Source organism: Enterococcus lactis (assembly GCF_015751045.1).
GTDB classification, from domain to species: Bacteria; Bacillota; Bacilli; order Lactobacillales; family Enterococcaceae; genus Enterococcus_B; species Enterococcus_B lactis.
The window spans coordinates 16,400-30,665 of sequence record NZ_BNJW01000001.1 but is presented as its reverse complement, the minus strand read 5'-3'; the positions used below and the strand labels follow the sequence as shown (position 1 = coordinate 30,665).

The window sequence follows — 14,266 nt, the reverse complement described above, 5'->3', positions numbered from 1 at the left end:
CGATAGTTAAATTCTTTTGGTACATATAGAGAGGAAATAGATGTAAAATCCGTATTTTTAATAGAAGTATACGAACTTATGTTCTTTGGTGCTTAAAAAGAAAAGCCCGAAGGCTGTTCTTTTGATCTATTAGTTTAAAGAAATATCAACTGTTTCATCATTCCAAATAGATGTAGCATATTGAAGCTTTAACTTGGCATTTGTATCAGCTTGGCCAACCAAATCACCAGTAACTGAAGCACCATCATCCAAATCGCCACTATTTAATTGGTTAATATTATCTAATGTAGTGATTTCATCCATATCAGTGGCATTACCATCTGCATTTAGCTTGAAGTCATAAGGGTTATAGGACTGCTTTTTACCAGAATTATTAGTAATTGTAATGTTTGCGATAACATATTGTTTTCCATCATCAGGAGTATCGAACTCACTACCGCTACTGTATTGCACATTATTAACTTTAATTTCATAGCCCTCGTAGCTCACAGTATCTCCAACAGCAAAGTCCTGATTCAAAGGATCACTAGAACTCTGTGTATCTTTCTCAGCAGAATCGTTGCTACTTACTTTTTCTGTTTTAGCAGAAGTAGTTTCTTTTTTATCATCGCCACCGCCTAGCGCACCACCAACGATGAACACAACGATTACCACTAGAATCCAAAACCAAACTCTCTTATAGAATGGTTTTTTCTCTTTCATAACATATGTTTTACCATCTTCTCCTGTAACCTTTTTCTTTGCCATTATTTCTCCTCCAAAAAAATATTATTACTCCCACTTAAGGCAGGCAGTGATAGTCGCCTCCAAATCAAAGAACTATACCGTTCACGCTTTCCCCACAAAGCAAAAGCACAATTCATGATTAACTAAATTAAGAATCTATAAGCCGAAACTGGAAGACCATATAAACGAGATAAATCTTCAATTTTTCTCGGATACATTTGTGTGTCTTCTTTATATAAGTCGGCTATAAGATTAGCAGCAAAGCAATTCGCTTCGCTTTCTGATTTGCTTCTAGAATTTCTTGTAGAGACGTAATAACTTGATAATCCTTTGTGGAAAATGGCATGACCAAGCTCATGGGCGCAAATATAAAAACGCTCTTCTGATTCTTTCAATTCGTGGCTTAAGAGAATGACGGATCTCCCTAATAACTCTTGAAATTGTCCTTTCGGGTTATTCATAAATGGCACGTACTTAATTTGAATGTCCATTTGTTCGCAAATGATAAAAGGATTAGCAGAATTATATTTTTGCTTTAATTTACCAGCTAGATTTATTACGTCTCTCTCCATAAAAATCACTTCTCTTTGCTTTTATCTTCTTTTCTAAATTCCCAGAACAAACCAGTTAAAATATCTTTAACACGCTGTCTCTCTTCATCTGTTAAAGTTTCACCGCCATAAGCCATATCTACATTTGATTCAAGTAGTTTATCCAGTTCAATCAAATCTTCCTCATTTGCCCATTCCGGAATTGTATTTACATTAACTGGTGAATTCTCTTCAAAATATGATATTGAAACGCCGAGAGCAGTAGATAATTTTTTTAAGGTTTCAAGCGTTGGATCTTTCCGTTCGCCTTTTTCAAATCTTGATATTTGAGAAGCACTCACTCCAGATTTTAAAGCCAACTGGTTAACGCCTAAGCCTCTAGAGGTTCTCAATTTTTTTAGTTTTTCTCCAAACTCCACGATAAAACCCCTTTCTTAATATATGATATAGCCCATAGGCAATAAAATCAAAAAAAATTGCATTTTGGCAATAAAAAGTGTTGCCAAAAGACAAATTTAGTATTATAGTATTGTCATAAGGCAACGGAGGTGTATTAAATGAAAACTTTGCTTAAGCAAGAAAAGCTCTACTCCTTGATGCAATCAAAAGGAGATGATCCATACTCACTTGCTAAAAGAATGAATGTTGCTCCGTCAACAGTTTATAGAATTTTAAACGGAGATCGCGGAATCGGTGGTGAACTAATTCCGAAATTGCTTAAAGCTTTTGATTTATCTGAAAAAGATTTTGATAAGCTTTTTATTTTTAGTGAAGTATTGCCAAAAAACAACAGACAGGAGATTGCCAAATGACACGACAAGAAAAAATAAAAAATCTGCTAAAACTCTCAATACAACCTAAAGTTGAAAACCCAACAATTTCACCAAATTATGAAATTAAATTAAATGATTGGACATTAGGACGTGGAGTAACAAATATTGAACTATTTATGCCAGCATCAGGCAAGCCAAAACTAAAAATCGAATGTTTTATAGATGAAGTTGATATAAAAGATGTTTTGGTAGGACCAGAAATTCTCCCTTTGAGTAAATACTTCAAAAATTCAAAAGGAGAATAACCAAAAATTATTTATTAATTACAATTGGAACAAGCTCACTATAATAACTTTCTGTTTCTAAAATATTGTCGGGATATTTTAAATGAAGAGAGTTCACAGTATCGATTACATCTTTTTGATTGAAACCTTCTAAATAGTGGGTACTTGTCCCTTTAGGAGCTATTTCAACGATTTCGATTATCTTTTTAACGATAGATTCTTTATAAGCCATAATCTCACCACCTTCCATAGTGAGATTATATCAAATAAATAAGGAGATGATTTTAATGACACGCCAAGAAAAAATAAACATCGTACTTGATGCTAGACCTAGACTAGTCCACATCATCAAATGTGCAAATGATGATCAACTCGATCGTCTAGTTGAAGAAGTCCAAAAAGAGCTTGAACGTGAATTAGACGAAGCAGCTTTCGTTTGATTCTTTAAATTAATAGTATAAAAAAATTGCTCGTATTGATATACGGGCGAATAAGAATATGAGGTGTTTAAACTGTTAAAAAAATCAAGTGTTATTCGAGAATCGTTAGTCGAAGTAATTAATAAGAGTGGTGAGACCAAAAAGGAAATAGCAAGACAAATCAACGTCTCTCAACAGTCATTAAGCGATTGGACAACATTGCTTAATACGAAGCCCGTGACGTTGGAAAATGCTCAGGCGTTAACGGATCATTTTAGAGATTCAGATTTCACTCTTCAAGTGATTCATGAGTTCTTTGGTTTATTTAAATCAATAGATGGTGATGTTTATAGGAGAGATCCTTCATCATTAGACAAGTTGCAAATGATTGAATCAGATGAGCGGAAACAGAAGAAGCAAGAAGTAGAGAAAATTCTTCTTAAACAAGTAAATTACTTAACTGTTGATGATCGTCAACAAATCATTGCATATGCTTATGAATTTTTAGATGAAATCATGGTGGAAGTAACACTAATAAGTGCATTATGCGAAATACTTGGAATCGATATTCGCAAGCTTAGTGAGGAACGGCTGTCGTACTGGGTAGCACAAGGATATATGAAAGGATGATGGAAATGGAAACATTGGAAAATATTTTTCCAAAAAAAGTTGTCTTGAAGCGCAACAATAAAAGAAACATTGAAAAATTAACATACTCAGTAACTGAAGCGGCATTAGCTATAACAACAAATCCTCAAAATGTTAAAGATTTGATTGAGATGGGATACATCGGTTTTTTGAAACTCGGTGAAATTAGAATTCCTAAAACTGAAGTCGCTCGATTTTTAGAGAATCATATGAATGAAGATCTTGCTAGCGAAATTGCTAAATATAGAGAGGAGAGAAAGAAATGAAAACTGTATTTAAAATGACTGTCAAGAGCGCTTTGCTTATGAGCCTAGTAGCAATCGTACTGGCAAGTATTAATCCGGCATATGCACTTATTTATTGGGGAACCTTAGTAGCGGTTACTGCTGTAAGAGAAAGTTTCAAAATGCCAACACAAAAAAGACCGACCAGCGACGGCAATCGCTAATCGGCAACATATCAAAATAACTTATCTGTATTTTAGCATGAAAGGAAGGCTAAAACAATGAATGATTTTGGACAAGCACTGGATCAATATTTAACGACTCCTGAATGGGGCACGCCACATAAAGAGGAGGAAGACGATGAGTAAATCTACCTTAGAAATGAGCCGTCAAGAATGGCTTGAAGACCGCAAGAAAGGCATCGGAGGTTCTGATGTCGGAACGATTTTAGGATTGAATAAGTGGAAATCACCTTATCAACTCTGGCTAGAAAAAACAGGACAAGTCGTACTTGAAGAATCAGAAAATGAACCAGCTTATTGGGGCAATGTCTTAGAAGAAGTTGTTGCCAAAGAATTTCAAGAACGAACAGGCAAAAAAGTACGCAGAAGAAACCAAGTGTTTGAACATCCGTTACATCCATTTTTAAGAGCAAATATTGATCGTGACGTAGTAGGGGAAAACGCCATTCTTGAATGCAAAACAGCTAACCAATTTCTTGGTAAAGAGTGGGAAGGAGAAGAAGTCCCGCTTAGCTATCTCTGTCAGATTCAACATTATATGAATGTTTTGAACAAAGATTATTGTTATATCGCTGTGTTGATTGGCGGACAAAGATTCATTTGGAAGCGAATTGCGAGAGATCAAGAATTAATCGATACAATTACAGAACGCTTGGTTGAATTTTGGGAAACAAATGTAGTTGAAGGTATCGAGCCTGTAATTGACGGAAGTGAAGCGACTGCTGACTTCTTAAAAGAAAAATATGCAGATGTAGAAGAAAATCAAACAGCTCTACCATCACGTTTTGATGAACTTATCGAGCAAAAAAGAGAACTCAAGCGGACGAAAAAAGAAATTGAGTCAGCTATCCGTCAAGTAGACAACGAGATTATCAGCGAGCTAGGAAAACGTGAGGCAAGTATCGGCATTACACAAAGAAACATCATCAGATGGAAACTTGTTAGTACTAAACGCATGAACACGAAGAAACTAACAGAAAAATATCCAGATATCGCAAGTGATGAAGAGATTTATAACGTTACTGAATCAAGAAGGCTAACCGAAAAGGAGATCAAATAATATGGCAACAAATGAATCGTTAAAAAACCAATTGGCAGAAAAGCCACAGAAACAAGTTGCACCAGGACAGTTAGGGCTTAAAGCTCTAATGAATACACCAACAATGAGAAAGAAATTTGAAGAAGTACTTCATGACAATGCTAATGCTTTTATGTCGAATGTTATGACTCTTGTATCTAATGACAGTTATCTTGCAGATAGTGAACCGATGTCTATCATGAGCGGCGCGTTAACTGCTGCAACATTAAATCTTGGACTAGATAAGAATTTAGGTTATGCATATTTAGTTCCATTCAATAGTAAAAACAAGCAAACAGGAAAATGGGAAAAGAAAGCTCAATTTATGCTTGGCTATAAAGGATATATCCAATTAGCCCAACGATCAGGTAAATACAAAGCATTAAATGTGATTGAAGTTTACGAAGGAGAACTAAAAAGCTGGAACCGACTGACAGAAGAGTTTGAGTTTGATCCAAATGGTAGAACATCTGATGAAGTCATTGGATATGTTGGCTATTTTGAATTACTGAATGGATTCAAGAAAACTGTCTATTGGACCAAACAAGAAATTGAAGCTCATCGAATTGCTAACAATAAAGATCGCGACAAAACAAAGTTAAGTGGTGTGTGGGCGTCTGATTACAATGCAATGGCACGAAAAACTGTTCTGAGAAATCTTCTTTCTAAATGGGGGATCTTGTCCATCGAAATGCAAGAAGCCACCACATCGGATGAGAGAGTCCAAAGAGTTCAAGAAGATGGCAGCATTATTGCTGAAACAGAAGTTGAAGAAGATATTCCTGAAAGAAAAGAAGTAGAGGTTATTTCTGAAGAAAATGAAGATGTACAAACTGGATTATTTGATGCATCAAATCCACCATTAAATAAATAGTGAGGGAGTTATCTCCCTCTTAACATCAAAACGAAAGGAGGAACACAATTGGATTACATCGGACAGCTTAATGCTTTTGACAATTGGCTTGAATATAACGAGCTTGGCGCTGGTCCCCAACTGCTTTGGTATAAGTTAATGGCTATAGCAAACAAAAGTGGATGGCAGAGCGAATTATCGATTGCCAATACAAGGCTACAAGCAATGACTAAAACGTCTGAAAAAACATTGATTAACAATCGTAATCAATTGATCCAAAACGGACTCCTTCAATATAAAAAGAGAGGTCGTACAAAAGCTGGAGTTTATATTCTTTCTGATCTAACTGGAAATTTTACAGTAAAAACTACAGTAGATAATACGGTAGAAAACTCCGCTACTGGAAATATTCCAGTAGATAGTAAAGTAAATCAGAAAGTAAATAGGGAAGTAAATCCTTCAGTAGATTCTACAGTAAATCCTTCAGCTTATATAAACAATACAAAACAAAACAAGACAAATAAAGAAGATGATGATATAGGCGTGTATGAGTTCATCCAAAAAAACTGGGGGAAACCACCGACAGGTCTTTTGCAAGGAGCATTAGGACCGATGATTAAAACTTGGGGAGCAGATATGATTCTCTTTGCTTTTAAATTAGCTTTCGAAAACAACGTTGAGATGCCAGGATTGAAAAAATATGTTGAAGCGATATTAAATTCATGGAGTAATCAAGGAATTAAGACAATGGAATCAGCAGAAAAAGCTCAAGAAGCTTTTAAGAACAAGAAAAAACAAAACTATCTTCCTAAACGTCAAAACAATGTACGGCGTGAAAAGTTACCTGATTGGGTCAACAAACCTCAAGAAGAAAAGACGCTAGATCCTGATAAAAAAGCAGAATTAGAAGCCCGCTTTGCTGCTTATCAGGCTAAGAAGGAGGCGCTTCTTGAGAATGAATAAATATCGTAATCGAAAAACTATCCATCGAGGTATCAAGTTCGATTCTATCGCAGAAGCGAAGTACTACGATCTAGCTTTGTGGCAAGCGGAAGCGAACGGCTGGAAAGTAAAACTTCAGGAACGATTTGAGCTGATGCCGAAATTTGAACTAGACGGAAAGAAGTATCGCAAGATCGAGTATATTCCCGACTTCACATTTTATAAAAGCGGCAAGCTGGTCAAAGTCGTAGATGTTAAAGGGATGCAGACAAAAGACTTTAAAATCAAGGCAAAGTTGTTCTGTCATCAATATCAAGTGCCGTTGATATTAGCTAAAAAATATCGGAATACGTTCAAGGAAGAGCGTTTTTAGCGAGGTGGTCCATCATGACAACAGAAGAAGTGATTCAAATGCGAATTCGAAGCCTTCAGCGTGAGATTGACGATCTGGAGAGGACAAAGGCAGTGATGGTCAATGAAACGGCAAGGAAGGCAATCGATTTGCACATAGAGAATTTAAGAAGGGAAATTCGTAGATTGGAGGAATGAGCGTGGATAAGAAAGCGACAATGAAACGAATCATCGAACTGACACATTCTGAGAATTGGCAAGAAGACAAAGAAATAGTTGCAGAAGTCCAAAGGATCGGCAAATCAATGTGGACTGAAAAAACCAAACGGAGAACGCCGAGAAAAATTGCGATCTGGCATGGTGACCGAATTCTAGTAACAGGTACTGCTGAACAGTTATCTGAAATTACTGGATTAAGCAAAAACATTATCTGGGATAGAGCTAAACGCGAGAACGTTGATTCGAAAGGTCGTCAATTTAAACATTGGGAGATCATTACACAATACAGTGATATCATCCTCAAGAAAATCATGATGAAGATTCAGAAAGACAAAAAATCAAAAGAACGAGCGGAATTAGTTAAGTTGGAAATGGCTGAAACAGGAGCAGGAGTGCGAAGTAGCAGGCATTGGAAAGCAGCAGCAAACATATTTACGCTCCTGATCATCCTAATGCAACAAGAAATGGTTATGTAGGCGAACATCGTTTAGTTTTAGAAAATAAAATAGGACGATACTTAAAACAAAACGAAGTTGCTCATCACATTAATGAAAATAAGTTTGACAACCGACCCGAGAATATTGAATTGATGACATTTGAAGAACATTCTTCATATCATGCTAAAAAAAGAGCCAGAGGTGAAAAAAATGAGTTTATTGCAATTTAGAGCGTGGTACACACCATTTAAAGGTAAAACAATTGGACAAGAAATGAAATATGGGCAAGCAGGAAGGTTGATCACTCATGCTGAAATGGCTCCAGATAAATATGTGCTTATGCAATCCACAGGACTGAAAGACAAGAACGGTGTGGGGATATTTGATGGGGATATAGTTCTGGTTAATGTAAGTAATGGTTTTGATCATTTAGTTAATGAAAAAACGATTGTACAAGAATCCGGGTTTCATTCTGGATTGATTTGTAAATCATTAGCTAGTGGAATGGAATATAGAGTATTCAAACACAAAAAGATGGATTATGAATACGAAGTCATCGGAAATATCTACGAGAATAGCGAGTTATTGGAGGAACAGCGATGAATAAACAGGAATTGATTGAAAGATATAAAACAAAATATGCTGAAGAACCAAAAGATTGGAAACATCCATCTGTGAATGCTTCAAGACAAGATTTATTTGCTAACTTCATTCGTGATTTAAAACAACTAGACGAACCGCAAGCCGAGAAGGTGGAAGCTCATTTGGCAGAACATTGGAATGAAGATATAGGAAACGTCCTTTGGTGGGATTTTCCGGTTGAAGAACCACCGTATTGTGGCACACCACTTGATGAACATTTCCCAAAATATAAAACACATTTTACAACGATTGATATGCCAAACGAAATCGAAAAGCCGAAGCGGTGGATAGTTAAGTATATTCGGCCATTCGTTGATGAATTTAGATACTACTCCATAGGTGACGAAATTTTCGATATTACAAAGTCATCATGGACTTCTGATAAAGAAGATGCTTATCCGTTTACTGAAAAAGAAAAAGCCGAAGCAGTAGCGCTATTAGTCGATGGGAGTGTGGAGGAAGTATGAAACAATTAGTTTATGTGTTGTCAAAAAATGGCACGGTCAAAAACTATGTAAGTGAAGTCTTGATCCAAGCCGATGAGAATGACGAAGAAACAGTGAACGTCAATATGAAATTCACTACTGATATTGAGAAAGCTATTGATTTAGTTGATGCTGCAAGCGAAGTTTACTCACAACTTGCCGGACAACTCGGTGAGCGTTTGGTTGGGATCGAGGAGGAAGCGGAATGAATGTTCAAAATAGCATTTTATCTGTTCGATTACACAGATGATTCGTTTAAGAAAGTTTATTTCCATCACTGGAATGATAGCAAGCCAGTTTTTACAAAAAACAAAAGGAGAGCTCAGGAGTATTTTGATGAAAGATCAGCAAATAAAGATATAGTGCAGTTAAAAAAAGCAGAATCACCATCTGCGAAAACATTATCTATAAAATTGGAGGAAAAAGAATGAAACTAAAAGACGGATTTTACGCTAGTAGTCATGGTATCGGCGGTTTAATGCTAGATATGCCGACAAAGAATCCTAAAACACGTAAGAAACCAAAATTCAAAGTCGGTGACATGGTTCGCTGTGAAGCAGAAGAGTTCATCTATCCATTTCGTGGATATGTAGAACACGTCTATAATTACTCAGCGATCATTCGTATTGAAAACACGATGGAATGTGACAAGCGGTTAGCGAAAAGCAAAGAGAATTTAGCAGTGGTGAGAATGGTGGATATTGAACTAATCAATGACAAATAAAAAAGCCGGATCGCTCCGACTGTTCTAATAAATTCGACAAGTTTATTATATCACAGGAGGCAGCTATGGAGTTAAAAGGAATTGAGTTAAGTGACATCGAAAAAATGCAAGGAGATCATTGTGCAATCATCATTTCAAACGGGCAAATGAAAAGTGTAAAGCTTCCTCCGTTTGGAACAATAGTCATAGAATCCCATTGCAATAAAGTCAAGCAAGTTAAAGAAGAAGTGAAACAATTATTTTGAATATCGTCCTACCAGAAAACTGGCGGACACAAGTTGACAAGAACTTTCTTGTTGATTTGTGTCCGCTTTTTTGTTTGCGAAATTATTGAGGAGGCTATCTATATGAATGATTTAATTCAGGAATACAAGAATGACTTGAAAATGTTGAAAAAGCAACATCAAAAAATCTTAAATAAACGATATCGCACACCTGTCAAAGAACATGGGAGAGTGATACATAAATTAATTGATGATCGTTCTCCTCAAGATATAGCAGATCAAAAAGTAATAGCAGAAGCTATCTCTACTACAGAGTACGCTTTATTCTGGCTAGAAACAGGCAGAGAGAAGCCTTTCGATGATGAGCAAGCCAAGAAGATACCAAAGCATAGAAGAGCAGTTAAACTGGCAGATATAGATGTTATGAGCTATCAAGTTTATTTACAGGAAGTAGAAAAGCCAGCAGAAGAGACGATTTCTCCGAAGAAAAAAGAGATGTTGCTCCAAGTGACGGAGATAGAATCTTTGCTTTCTAATAAAGAACTGACATTATTTCATTTAATTAATAAAGATTTATGTACTTATGGAGAAGCAGCAGAACAAATGAATCTAGCTGTGGGTACTGTTAAATCTATGTCACAGCGAATTAAAAATAAGATCGACAATTATTTTGAATATGGTCATCAAATCAATCTATTTGAAATTTGCTAAAACTTGTAAACCATTCCCACCTATAAGTGAAGACAATTAATAGATTAGACACTCACAAGTTTATTCATTCTTTTATTCTGAATAATTGTTCTTCAAAAATAAAACGCAAGGGAGGGAATCTCCCTCATCGTTTAATTAAGCTTCGATAGATAGCAGCGGAAATATTAAGAATAAGGATGTGAATTTCAACTCCTTCTAAATTGTTCTTATTATCTATCATCCGTTGCTGTTTATTGTTTTTTGATTTATTCACATGATTTATCGTAAAATATACAATGGGTGATAAATTTGAAAAACATAAAGTGGAAAGATGTAATAACGGTTAGTATATCAATTATTTCGGTACTCATAGCTCTGTATAATTGGAATGATTTAAGGAATATGAAAACAAACTATGGTAAATCAGTTAATGAAATACTAGTCAACTCTAACAGACTAGCAATACAAGACTTAGATGTTCTATATGCTACTATTGAATCATCTAAAAATAAACCTGTTACCAGAAGTAATCTCAATATAATATTAGATAGCCTAGAGAAAAACTATGAAAAATTAAATGAAATCAAGTTGACTGATATTTCGAGTAAAGAACGCCTAACTTACCAATCATTTAGTAACGATTTATTCTATGATCATAATGCATTAAAGACTGAAATCGATAATGTAATAGAGATGAACAATGAGATAGAAAAGAGAATGAGCGATACTGAAAAAACAAAATTAGATAAAACTAAAAATTACTATGATCAGTTGTTTATATCTGATGAATCCCGAGAAGGTCTATTAGAAATAATAAAAGAGATTAGAAAAGACGCTCTCTGGAATATAGAACAATTAAAAAATAAAAAATTTATTTCATTTAGGTCGTTGGAAAAAGCTGATAGTGAATTTGCAGAAAAATACAATTTAACTAAATAATTAAAAAGGTGGGTGAAGAGAAATGATGGCGTTAATAATTTCAATTTTTGCGCTCTGTCTTAATGTCTATATGATTGGATTTAAAAATGGGCAAAATAAAAAATAGTAGCAGCCAAGAATAATTTTATAGTGTCACTGTGGCGGAAAGGGTAGACGCTAAGCATGCGTGCTAGGTCAATGCTTCGGCAACCATGCAATGTTCGATTCATTGCCAGTGACTTGAAACAACGTGCATGAACGTTGGGCGTGGATGGATTTATTCAGAAACGTTTAAATATCGGGACACAAGCGCCCACAATATCTGGTGCATAACAACTATTGACAGGAAAGTTGTTACTGCAAAGCGACTCAAACGGACTATATCTGACAGAGATGTCCTATCGTTGGGTTTAGTGTCAGAGCTGGAAACCTCAACTGATGCACCTGTCAATCAGCAACTGAGGGTTGGAAATGGGCGCTCAAAGTACACGAGCAAGGCGAGGTCGATAGTAATCGATGGAATCGGTGTAGGTTGCTATTACATAACTGGTTAGGTTAGATTGAGATTTGGGATTCGGTACAAATGAATTGTCAAATGTCTCAAGCACAGGATCGGAAACGTCCCTGCCTGTGCATTACATATTAGATCACTCTTTGAGTGGTCTTTTTATTTTGCTAAAGGAGGCTACATAATGAGAAAACTACTAGATAAGTTAAGAAGACTCATCCGCCAACGGAATGGAGTGGTAACGACATGAGAAACTACTGGTATGTATCACTAACAAACCGATATCCGCAACCGAACACTGATGATCCAGTGAGGGTTGTCCAATCAGTCCAAATAAAAAAGAAGTACTCCATCATTGAAATGACCAGAGAAGCAACACCAAAAGAGATTGATAAATGCAAACTTCTTTATTGCGGTCATGGTTTCTATTCAGATAAACACATACAGGAAAATCTTTCAAAGTATGTGTAGATTACAAAACAAACATAGATAGTGAGGTGGTGGAATATGGATGGTTAAACTAACAGAAAAGCAACGTCGTTTTGCGGATGAATACATTAAATCTGGTAACGCGACAGATGCTGCCAGATTGGCGGGATACAAAAATGCTGAGGCAAGTGCCAAAGATAACCTACGAAAACCTACCATTAAATCCTATATTAACGGTGTTCTTGAAGAAATGGCATCGAAGCGAATTATGCAGGCTTCTGAAGCTATGGAACTGTTAACTACTATTGCTCGTGGCGAAATGGAAGAGACAATGTATATAGGTACTTCTGACGGTGTAATCACTATCGAGGATAAAAAGCCGGACATAAATCAACGAACCACCGCTTTGAAAGAGATACTTAAACGTTATCCAATTGATCGTGAAGGTAAAGAACGATTATTACAAGCTCAAGCAGACAAGGCTACAGCAGAAGCCGCACTTGCTAAGAATAAAGCTGATAAATTAACTCAAAGCGGAAAAGTTAATGAGTTGTTACAATCGCTTCTAGACGTTAAGTCTGGAGGTGATGGAAGTGCCTAGTATATTGTTTAGCGATAAGCAACAAAACAATATTAGACAAGATGTCAGCAATATCACTTTCGAATTAAATGAAGGCACACCTCGGAGTGGGAAAACTACTGCTGATATTTTTAAAATGGCAGACTTCTATTTGCGTTCTCCTGACCAAAATCACATGGTAACAGCTTATAACCAGGAACAAGCTTACCGGATGTTTATGGATGGTGACGGTCTTGGTTTAGCACATATATTTGATGGATGTTCTGATATTCGACATGACGAGCATGGAGATCATTTACTTTTATATGCACCGAATGGTGAAAAGAAGATTTACTATAAAGGTGGAGGGAAGGTCAATAGTGTTGGAGCCATTACAGGTATGTCGCTAGGTTCAGTGACATTTCTTGAATTTAACCTACTGCATAAAGATTTTATCAATGAGTGCTTTAGACGGACGTTTGCTGCAGAGTGGCGCTACCATTTAGGTGAACAAAATCCTCCAGCACCTAATCATCCCAATCTAGAACTGCTAGAACGTTTCGAGAAATCGGGACGTTTTTTATTTAGACATTGGACGCCCGATGATAACCCGATTCTATCTGATGAACGTAAACGAGAGCTAAAAGAAGAGTTATCTAATTCAGATTATTTGTTTAAACGTGACTGGTTAGGCGAGCGCGTTATGCCAGAAGGAATTATCTATTCAATGTTTGACCAAGATACACATATAGTCAAAACAGTCGAGGGCCGAGTAATAGAAACGTTTTTTACTGCCGATGGTGGTCAAGGAGATGCTACTACTTGTGCATTCTGGTGTGTGGCGTATAACAAAGGAAAGTATGGTCTTTACCGCTTAGCTAATTATTATCACTCAGGGACTGAAACAGGTACGACAAAGGCCATGTCAGTGTACGCAAGTGAAATCAAAATATTTGTCGAATGGTGTTTTGATAAGTGGAGAAACTATCCAAGACCGCAATACTACTTTGTTGATCCTGCATGTAAGTCTTTACGGGAAGAATTGCATTTAGTTGGTATTATGACTGACAAAGCGGATAACAACAGTCGAGACAAAGTAAACAGTAACGGAATGAAAATTGAAGTTGGGATTGAGCGAGTGCAAAACGTTCTATCTAAGCAATCTCTTTTTTTATTGGACCACGGGGATAAATACGATCATTACAACTTAATAAAAGAAATCGGCATGTACGTCAGAAACGATAACGGATTGCCAATTGATAAATATAACCATGCGCTTGATGAACTGCGCTATGGTGTGAATTACTTTACTAGAACGTATCTAGTGTAGGAGGTGACGC

Annotated in this window: 27 protein-coding genes and 2 pseudogenes; 25 read left to right on the top strand and 4 right to left on the bottom strand. The window is 36.2% G+C overall.

Annotated elements, in window-relative coordinates; translation table 11 throughout:
* Positions 1 to 129: 129 nt before the first annotated feature.
* From KFO35_RS00235 to KFO35_RS00225, 3 genes are all read right to left on the bottom strand, one after another.
* A complete protein-coding gene (locus KFO35_RS00235; protein ID WP_002319155.1) occupies positions 130 to 747 on the bottom strand; it encodes a DUF4352 domain-containing protein in 618 nt (205 codons plus the stop codon).
* 122 nt (positions 748 to 869) lie between these two features.
* A complete protein-coding gene (locus KFO35_RS00230) occupies positions 870 to 1,298 on the bottom strand; it encodes an ImmA/IrrE family metallo-endopeptidase (RefSeq protein WP_156271792.1) in 429 nt (142 codons plus the stop codon).
* A 5-nt stretch (positions 1,299 to 1,303) separates the two neighbouring features.
* Entirely contained in the window at positions 1,304 to 1,696 is a 393-nt protein-coding gene (locus KFO35_RS00225; RefSeq protein WP_010738791.1) for a helix-turn-helix domain-containing protein, read from the bottom strand.
* 138 nt (positions 1,697 to 1,834) lie between these two features.
* Between KFO35_RS00225 and KFO35_RS00220 the strand changes: the two genes are divergently transcribed.
* Together KFO35_RS00220 and KFO35_RS00215 are read left to right on the top strand one after the other, a co-directional pair.
* Positions 1,835 to 2,089, top strand: coding sequence for a helix-turn-helix domain-containing protein (locus tag KFO35_RS00220; RefSeq protein ID WP_002309076.1), 255 nt, complete (start codon positions 1,835 to 1,837; stop codon positions 2,087 to 2,089).
* Complete coding sequence (locus KFO35_RS00215; protein ID WP_002301567.1) at positions 2,086 to 2,355, top strand: hypothetical protein; 270 nt, start codon at positions 2,086 to 2,088, stop codon at positions 2,353 to 2,355. The genes KFO35_RS00220 and KFO35_RS00215 overlap by 4 nt, the downstream gene beginning before the upstream one ends.
* Positions 2,356 to 2,362: 7 nt before the next feature.
* On the opposite strand, the gene KFO35_RS00210 is transcribed toward KFO35_RS00215, so the two are convergent.
* The gene (locus KFO35_RS00210; RefSeq protein WP_002301568.1) at positions 2,363 to 2,566 is read right to left on the bottom strand and encodes a hypothetical protein; all 204 of its coding nucleotides are present in this window, start codon (positions 2,564 to 2,566) and stop codon (positions 2,363 to 2,365) included.
* A gap of 55 nt (positions 2,567 to 2,621) precedes the next feature.
* Between KFO35_RS00210 and KFO35_RS00205 the strand changes: the two genes are divergently transcribed.
* From KFO35_RS00205 to KFO35_RS00095, 23 genes and pseudogenes are all read left to right on the top strand, one after another.
* Entirely contained in the window at positions 2,622 to 2,774 is a 153-nt protein-coding gene (locus tag KFO35_RS00205) for a hypothetical protein (protein ID WP_002301569.1), read from the top strand.
* Between the two features lie 63 nt (positions 2,775 to 2,837).
* Positions 2,838 to 3,383, top strand: a complete 546-nt coding sequence (locus tag KFO35_RS00200) for a hypothetical protein (protein WP_002309080.1) — start codon at positions 2,838 to 2,840, stop codon at positions 3,381 to 3,383.
* Positions 3,380 to 3,667, top strand: a complete 288-nt coding sequence (locus KFO35_RS00195) for a helix-turn-helix domain-containing protein (protein ID WP_002309082.1) — start codon at positions 3,380 to 3,382, stop codon at positions 3,665 to 3,667. The genes KFO35_RS00200 and KFO35_RS00195 overlap by 4 nt, the downstream gene beginning before the upstream one ends.
* On the top strand, positions 3,664 to 3,849 hold the full coding sequence (locus KFO35_RS00190; RefSeq protein ID WP_002309084.1) for a hypothetical protein: 186 nt from the start codon (positions 3,664 to 3,666) through the stop codon (positions 3,847 to 3,849). The genes KFO35_RS00195 and KFO35_RS00190 overlap by 4 nt, the downstream gene beginning before the upstream one ends.
* A 136-nt stretch (positions 3,850 to 3,985) precedes the next feature.
* Positions 3,986 to 4,927 (top strand): YqaJ viral recombinase family nuclease, encoded by a 942-nt coding sequence (locus KFO35_RS00185; RefSeq protein ID WP_156271790.1) that lies wholly within the window; start codon positions 3,986 to 3,988, stop codon positions 4,925 to 4,927.
* Position 4,928: 1 nt separating this feature from the next.
* Positions 4,929 to 5,819, top strand: a complete 891-nt coding sequence (locus tag KFO35_RS00180) for a recombinase RecT (RefSeq protein ID WP_010728698.1) — start codon at positions 4,929 to 4,931, stop codon at positions 5,817 to 5,819.
* Positions 5,820 to 5,867: 48 nt separating this feature from the next.
* Positions 5,868 to 6,761, top strand: coding sequence for a DnaD domain-containing protein (locus KFO35_RS00175; RefSeq protein WP_156271788.1), 894 nt, complete (start codon positions 5,868 to 5,870; stop codon positions 6,759 to 6,761).
* Complete coding sequence (locus tag KFO35_RS00170; protein WP_156271786.1) at positions 6,754 to 7,113, top strand: DUF1064 domain-containing protein; 360 nt, start codon at positions 6,754 to 6,756, stop codon at positions 7,111 to 7,113. The genes KFO35_RS00175 and KFO35_RS00170 overlap by 8 nt, the downstream gene beginning before the upstream one ends.
* Positions 7,114 to 7,127: 14 nt before the next feature.
* Positions 7,128 to 7,289, top strand: coding sequence for a hypothetical protein (locus tag KFO35_RS00165; protein ID WP_002319167.1), 162 nt, complete (start codon positions 7,128 to 7,130; stop codon positions 7,287 to 7,289).
* A pseudogene (locus KFO35_RS00160) lies at positions 7,286 to 7,582 on the top strand (hypothetical protein); the annotation flags it as partial. The gene KFO35_RS00165 and the pseudogene KFO35_RS00160, both read left to right, overlap by 4 nt.
* 39 nt (positions 7,583 to 7,621) lie before the next feature.
* Positions 7,622 to 7,741: pseudogene (locus KFO35_RS14505) on the top strand (DUF1140 family protein); the annotation flags it as partial.
* Positions 7,720 to 7,977, top strand: coding sequence for an HNH endonuclease (locus KFO35_RS00150; protein WP_231401904.1), 258 nt, complete (start codon positions 7,720 to 7,722; stop codon positions 7,975 to 7,977). The pseudogene KFO35_RS14505 and the gene KFO35_RS00150, both read left to right, overlap by 22 nt.
* Positions 7,958 to 8,350: a YopX family phage-derived protein gene (locus KFO35_RS00145; RefSeq protein ID WP_156271782.1), complete on the top strand. Its 393-nt coding sequence runs from the start codon at positions 7,958 to 7,960 to the stop codon at positions 8,348 to 8,350. The genes KFO35_RS00150 and KFO35_RS00145 overlap by 20 nt, the downstream gene beginning before the upstream one ends.
* Positions 8,347 to 8,856 (top strand): hypothetical protein, encoded by a 510-nt coding sequence (locus tag KFO35_RS00140; RefSeq protein ID WP_156271780.1) that lies wholly within the window; start codon positions 8,347 to 8,349, stop codon positions 8,854 to 8,856. Before KFO35_RS00145 ends, KFO35_RS00140 begins: the two co-directional genes overlap by 4 nt.
* The gene (locus KFO35_RS00135) at positions 8,853 to 9,083 is read left to right on the top strand and encodes a hypothetical protein (protein WP_156271778.1); all 231 of its coding nucleotides are present in this window, start codon (positions 8,853 to 8,855) and stop codon (positions 9,081 to 9,083) included. Before KFO35_RS00140 ends, KFO35_RS00135 begins: the two co-directional genes overlap by 4 nt.
* A complete protein-coding gene (locus KFO35_RS00130; protein ID WP_073466487.1) occupies positions 9,084 to 9,305 on the top strand; it encodes a hypothetical protein in 222 nt (73 codons plus the stop codon). It begins immediately after the preceding gene.
* Positions 9,302 to 9,598, top strand: coding sequence for a hypothetical protein (locus KFO35_RS00125; protein ID WP_156271776.1), 297 nt, complete (start codon positions 9,302 to 9,304; stop codon positions 9,596 to 9,598). The genes KFO35_RS00130 and KFO35_RS00125 overlap by 4 nt, the downstream gene beginning before the upstream one ends.
* 65 nt (positions 9,599 to 9,663) lie before the next feature.
* Positions 9,664 to 9,843, top strand: coding sequence for an XtrA/YqaO family protein (locus tag KFO35_RS00120; protein ID WP_002318683.1), 180 nt, complete (start codon positions 9,664 to 9,666; stop codon positions 9,841 to 9,843).
* Between the two features lie 102 nt (positions 9,844 to 9,945).
* Positions 9,946 to 10,533, top strand: a complete 588-nt coding sequence (locus KFO35_RS00115; RefSeq protein ID WP_002309105.1) for a hypothetical protein — start codon at positions 9,946 to 9,948, stop codon at positions 10,531 to 10,533.
* A gap of 381 nt (positions 10,534 to 10,914) precedes the next feature.
* Complete coding sequence (locus KFO35_RS00110; protein ID WP_231401905.1) at positions 10,915 to 11,451, top strand: hypothetical protein; 537 nt, start codon at positions 10,915 to 10,917, stop codon at positions 11,449 to 11,451.
* A gap of 733 nt (positions 11,452 to 12,184) precedes the next feature.
* Positions 12,185 to 12,409: a hypothetical protein gene (locus KFO35_RS00105; protein ID WP_104871020.1), complete on the top strand. Its 225-nt coding sequence runs from the start codon at positions 12,185 to 12,187 to the stop codon at positions 12,407 to 12,409.
* Between the two features lie 40 nt (positions 12,410 to 12,449).
* Positions 12,450 to 12,968: a terminase small subunit gene (locus tag KFO35_RS00100; protein WP_156271772.1), complete on the top strand. Its 519-nt coding sequence runs from the start codon at positions 12,450 to 12,452 to the stop codon at positions 12,966 to 12,968.
* Positions 12,955 to 14,256 (top strand): PBSX family phage terminase large subunit, encoded by a 1,302-nt coding sequence (locus KFO35_RS00095; protein ID WP_156271770.1) that lies wholly within the window; start codon positions 12,955 to 12,957, stop codon positions 14,254 to 14,256. Before KFO35_RS00100 ends, KFO35_RS00095 begins: the two co-directional genes overlap by 14 nt.
* Positions 14,257 to 14,266 lie beyond the last annotated feature (10 nt).

Bases quoted from the DNA above. Each gene is read 5' to 3' on its own strand.
- KFO35_RS00145 (WP_156271782.1), top strand. From the start codon at position 7,958: ATGAGTTTATTGCAATTTAGAGCGTGGTACACACCATTTAAAGGTAAA.
- KFO35_RS00095 (WP_156271770.1), top strand. From the start codon at position 12,955: ATGGAAGTGCCTAGTATATTGTTTAGCGATAAGCAACAAAACAATATT.
- KFO35_RS00205 (WP_002301569.1), top strand. From the start codon at position 2,622: ATGACACGCCAAGAAAAAATAAACATCGTACTTGATGCTAGACCTAGA.
- KFO35_RS00110 (WP_231401905.1), top strand. From the start codon at position 10,915: ATGAAAACAAACTATGGTAAATCAGTTAATGAAATACTAGTCAACTCT.
- KFO35_RS00135 (WP_156271778.1), top strand. From the start codon at position 8,853: ATGAAACAATTAGTTTATGTGTTGTCAAAAAATGGCACGGTCAAAAAC.
- KFO35_RS00185 (WP_156271790.1), top strand. From the start codon at position 3,986: ATGAGTAAATCTACCTTAGAAATGAGCCGTCAAGAATGGCTTGAAGAC.
- KFO35_RS00125 (WP_156271776.1), top strand. From the start codon at position 9,302: ATGAAACTAAAAGACGGATTTTACGCTAGTAGTCATGGTATCGGCGGT.
- KFO35_RS00100 (WP_156271772.1), top strand. From the start codon at position 12,450: ATGGTTAAACTAACAGAAAAGCAACGTCGTTTTGCGGATGAATACATT.
- KFO35_RS00230 (WP_156271792.1), bottom strand. From the start codon at position 1,298: ATGGAGAGAGACGTAATAAATCTAGCTGGTAAATTAAAGCAAAAATAT.
- KFO35_RS00235 (WP_002319155.1), bottom strand. From the start codon at position 747: ATGGCAAAGAAAAAGGTTACAGGAGAAGATGGTAAAACATATGTTATG.
- KFO35_RS00115 (WP_002309105.1), top strand. From the start codon at position 9,946: ATGAATGATTTAATTCAGGAATACAAGAATGACTTGAAAATGTTGAAA.
- KFO35_RS00180 (WP_010728698.1), top strand. From the start codon at position 4,929: ATGGCAACAAATGAATCGTTAAAAAACCAATTGGCAGAAAAGCCACAG.
- KFO35_RS00190 (WP_002309084.1), top strand. From the start codon at position 3,664: ATGAAAACTGTATTTAAAATGACTGTCAAGAGCGCTTTGCTTATGAGC.
- KFO35_RS00130 (WP_073466487.1), top strand. From the start codon at position 9,084: ATGTTCAAAATAGCATTTTATCTGTTCGATTACACAGATGATTCGTTT.
- KFO35_RS00220 (WP_002309076.1), top strand. From the start codon at position 1,835: ATGAAAACTTTGCTTAAGCAAGAAAAGCTCTACTCCTTGATGCAATCA.
- KFO35_RS00215 (WP_002301567.1), top strand. From the start codon at position 2,086: ATGACACGACAAGAAAAAATAAAAAATCTGCTAAAACTCTCAATACAA.
- KFO35_RS00165 (WP_002319167.1), top strand. From the start codon at position 7,128: ATGACAACAGAAGAAGTGATTCAAATGCGAATTCGAAGCCTTCAGCGT.
- KFO35_RS00170 (WP_156271786.1), top strand. From the start codon at position 6,754: ATGAATAAATATCGTAATCGAAAAACTATCCATCGAGGTATCAAGTTC.
- KFO35_RS00140 (WP_156271780.1), top strand. From the start codon at position 8,347: ATGAATAAACAGGAATTGATTGAAAGATATAAAACAAAATATGCTGAA.
- KFO35_RS00105 (WP_104871020.1), top strand. From the start codon at position 12,185: ATGAGAAACTACTGGTATGTATCACTAACAAACCGATATCCGCAACCG.
- KFO35_RS00120 (WP_002318683.1), top strand. From the start codon at position 9,664: ATGGAGTTAAAAGGAATTGAGTTAAGTGACATCGAAAAAATGCAAGGA.
- KFO35_RS00195 (WP_002309082.1), top strand. From the start codon at position 3,380: ATGATGGAAATGGAAACATTGGAAAATATTTTTCCAAAAAAAGTTGTC.
- KFO35_RS00210 (WP_002301568.1), bottom strand. From the start codon at position 2,566: ATGGCTTATAAAGAATCTATCGTTAAAAAGATAATCGAAATCGTTGAA.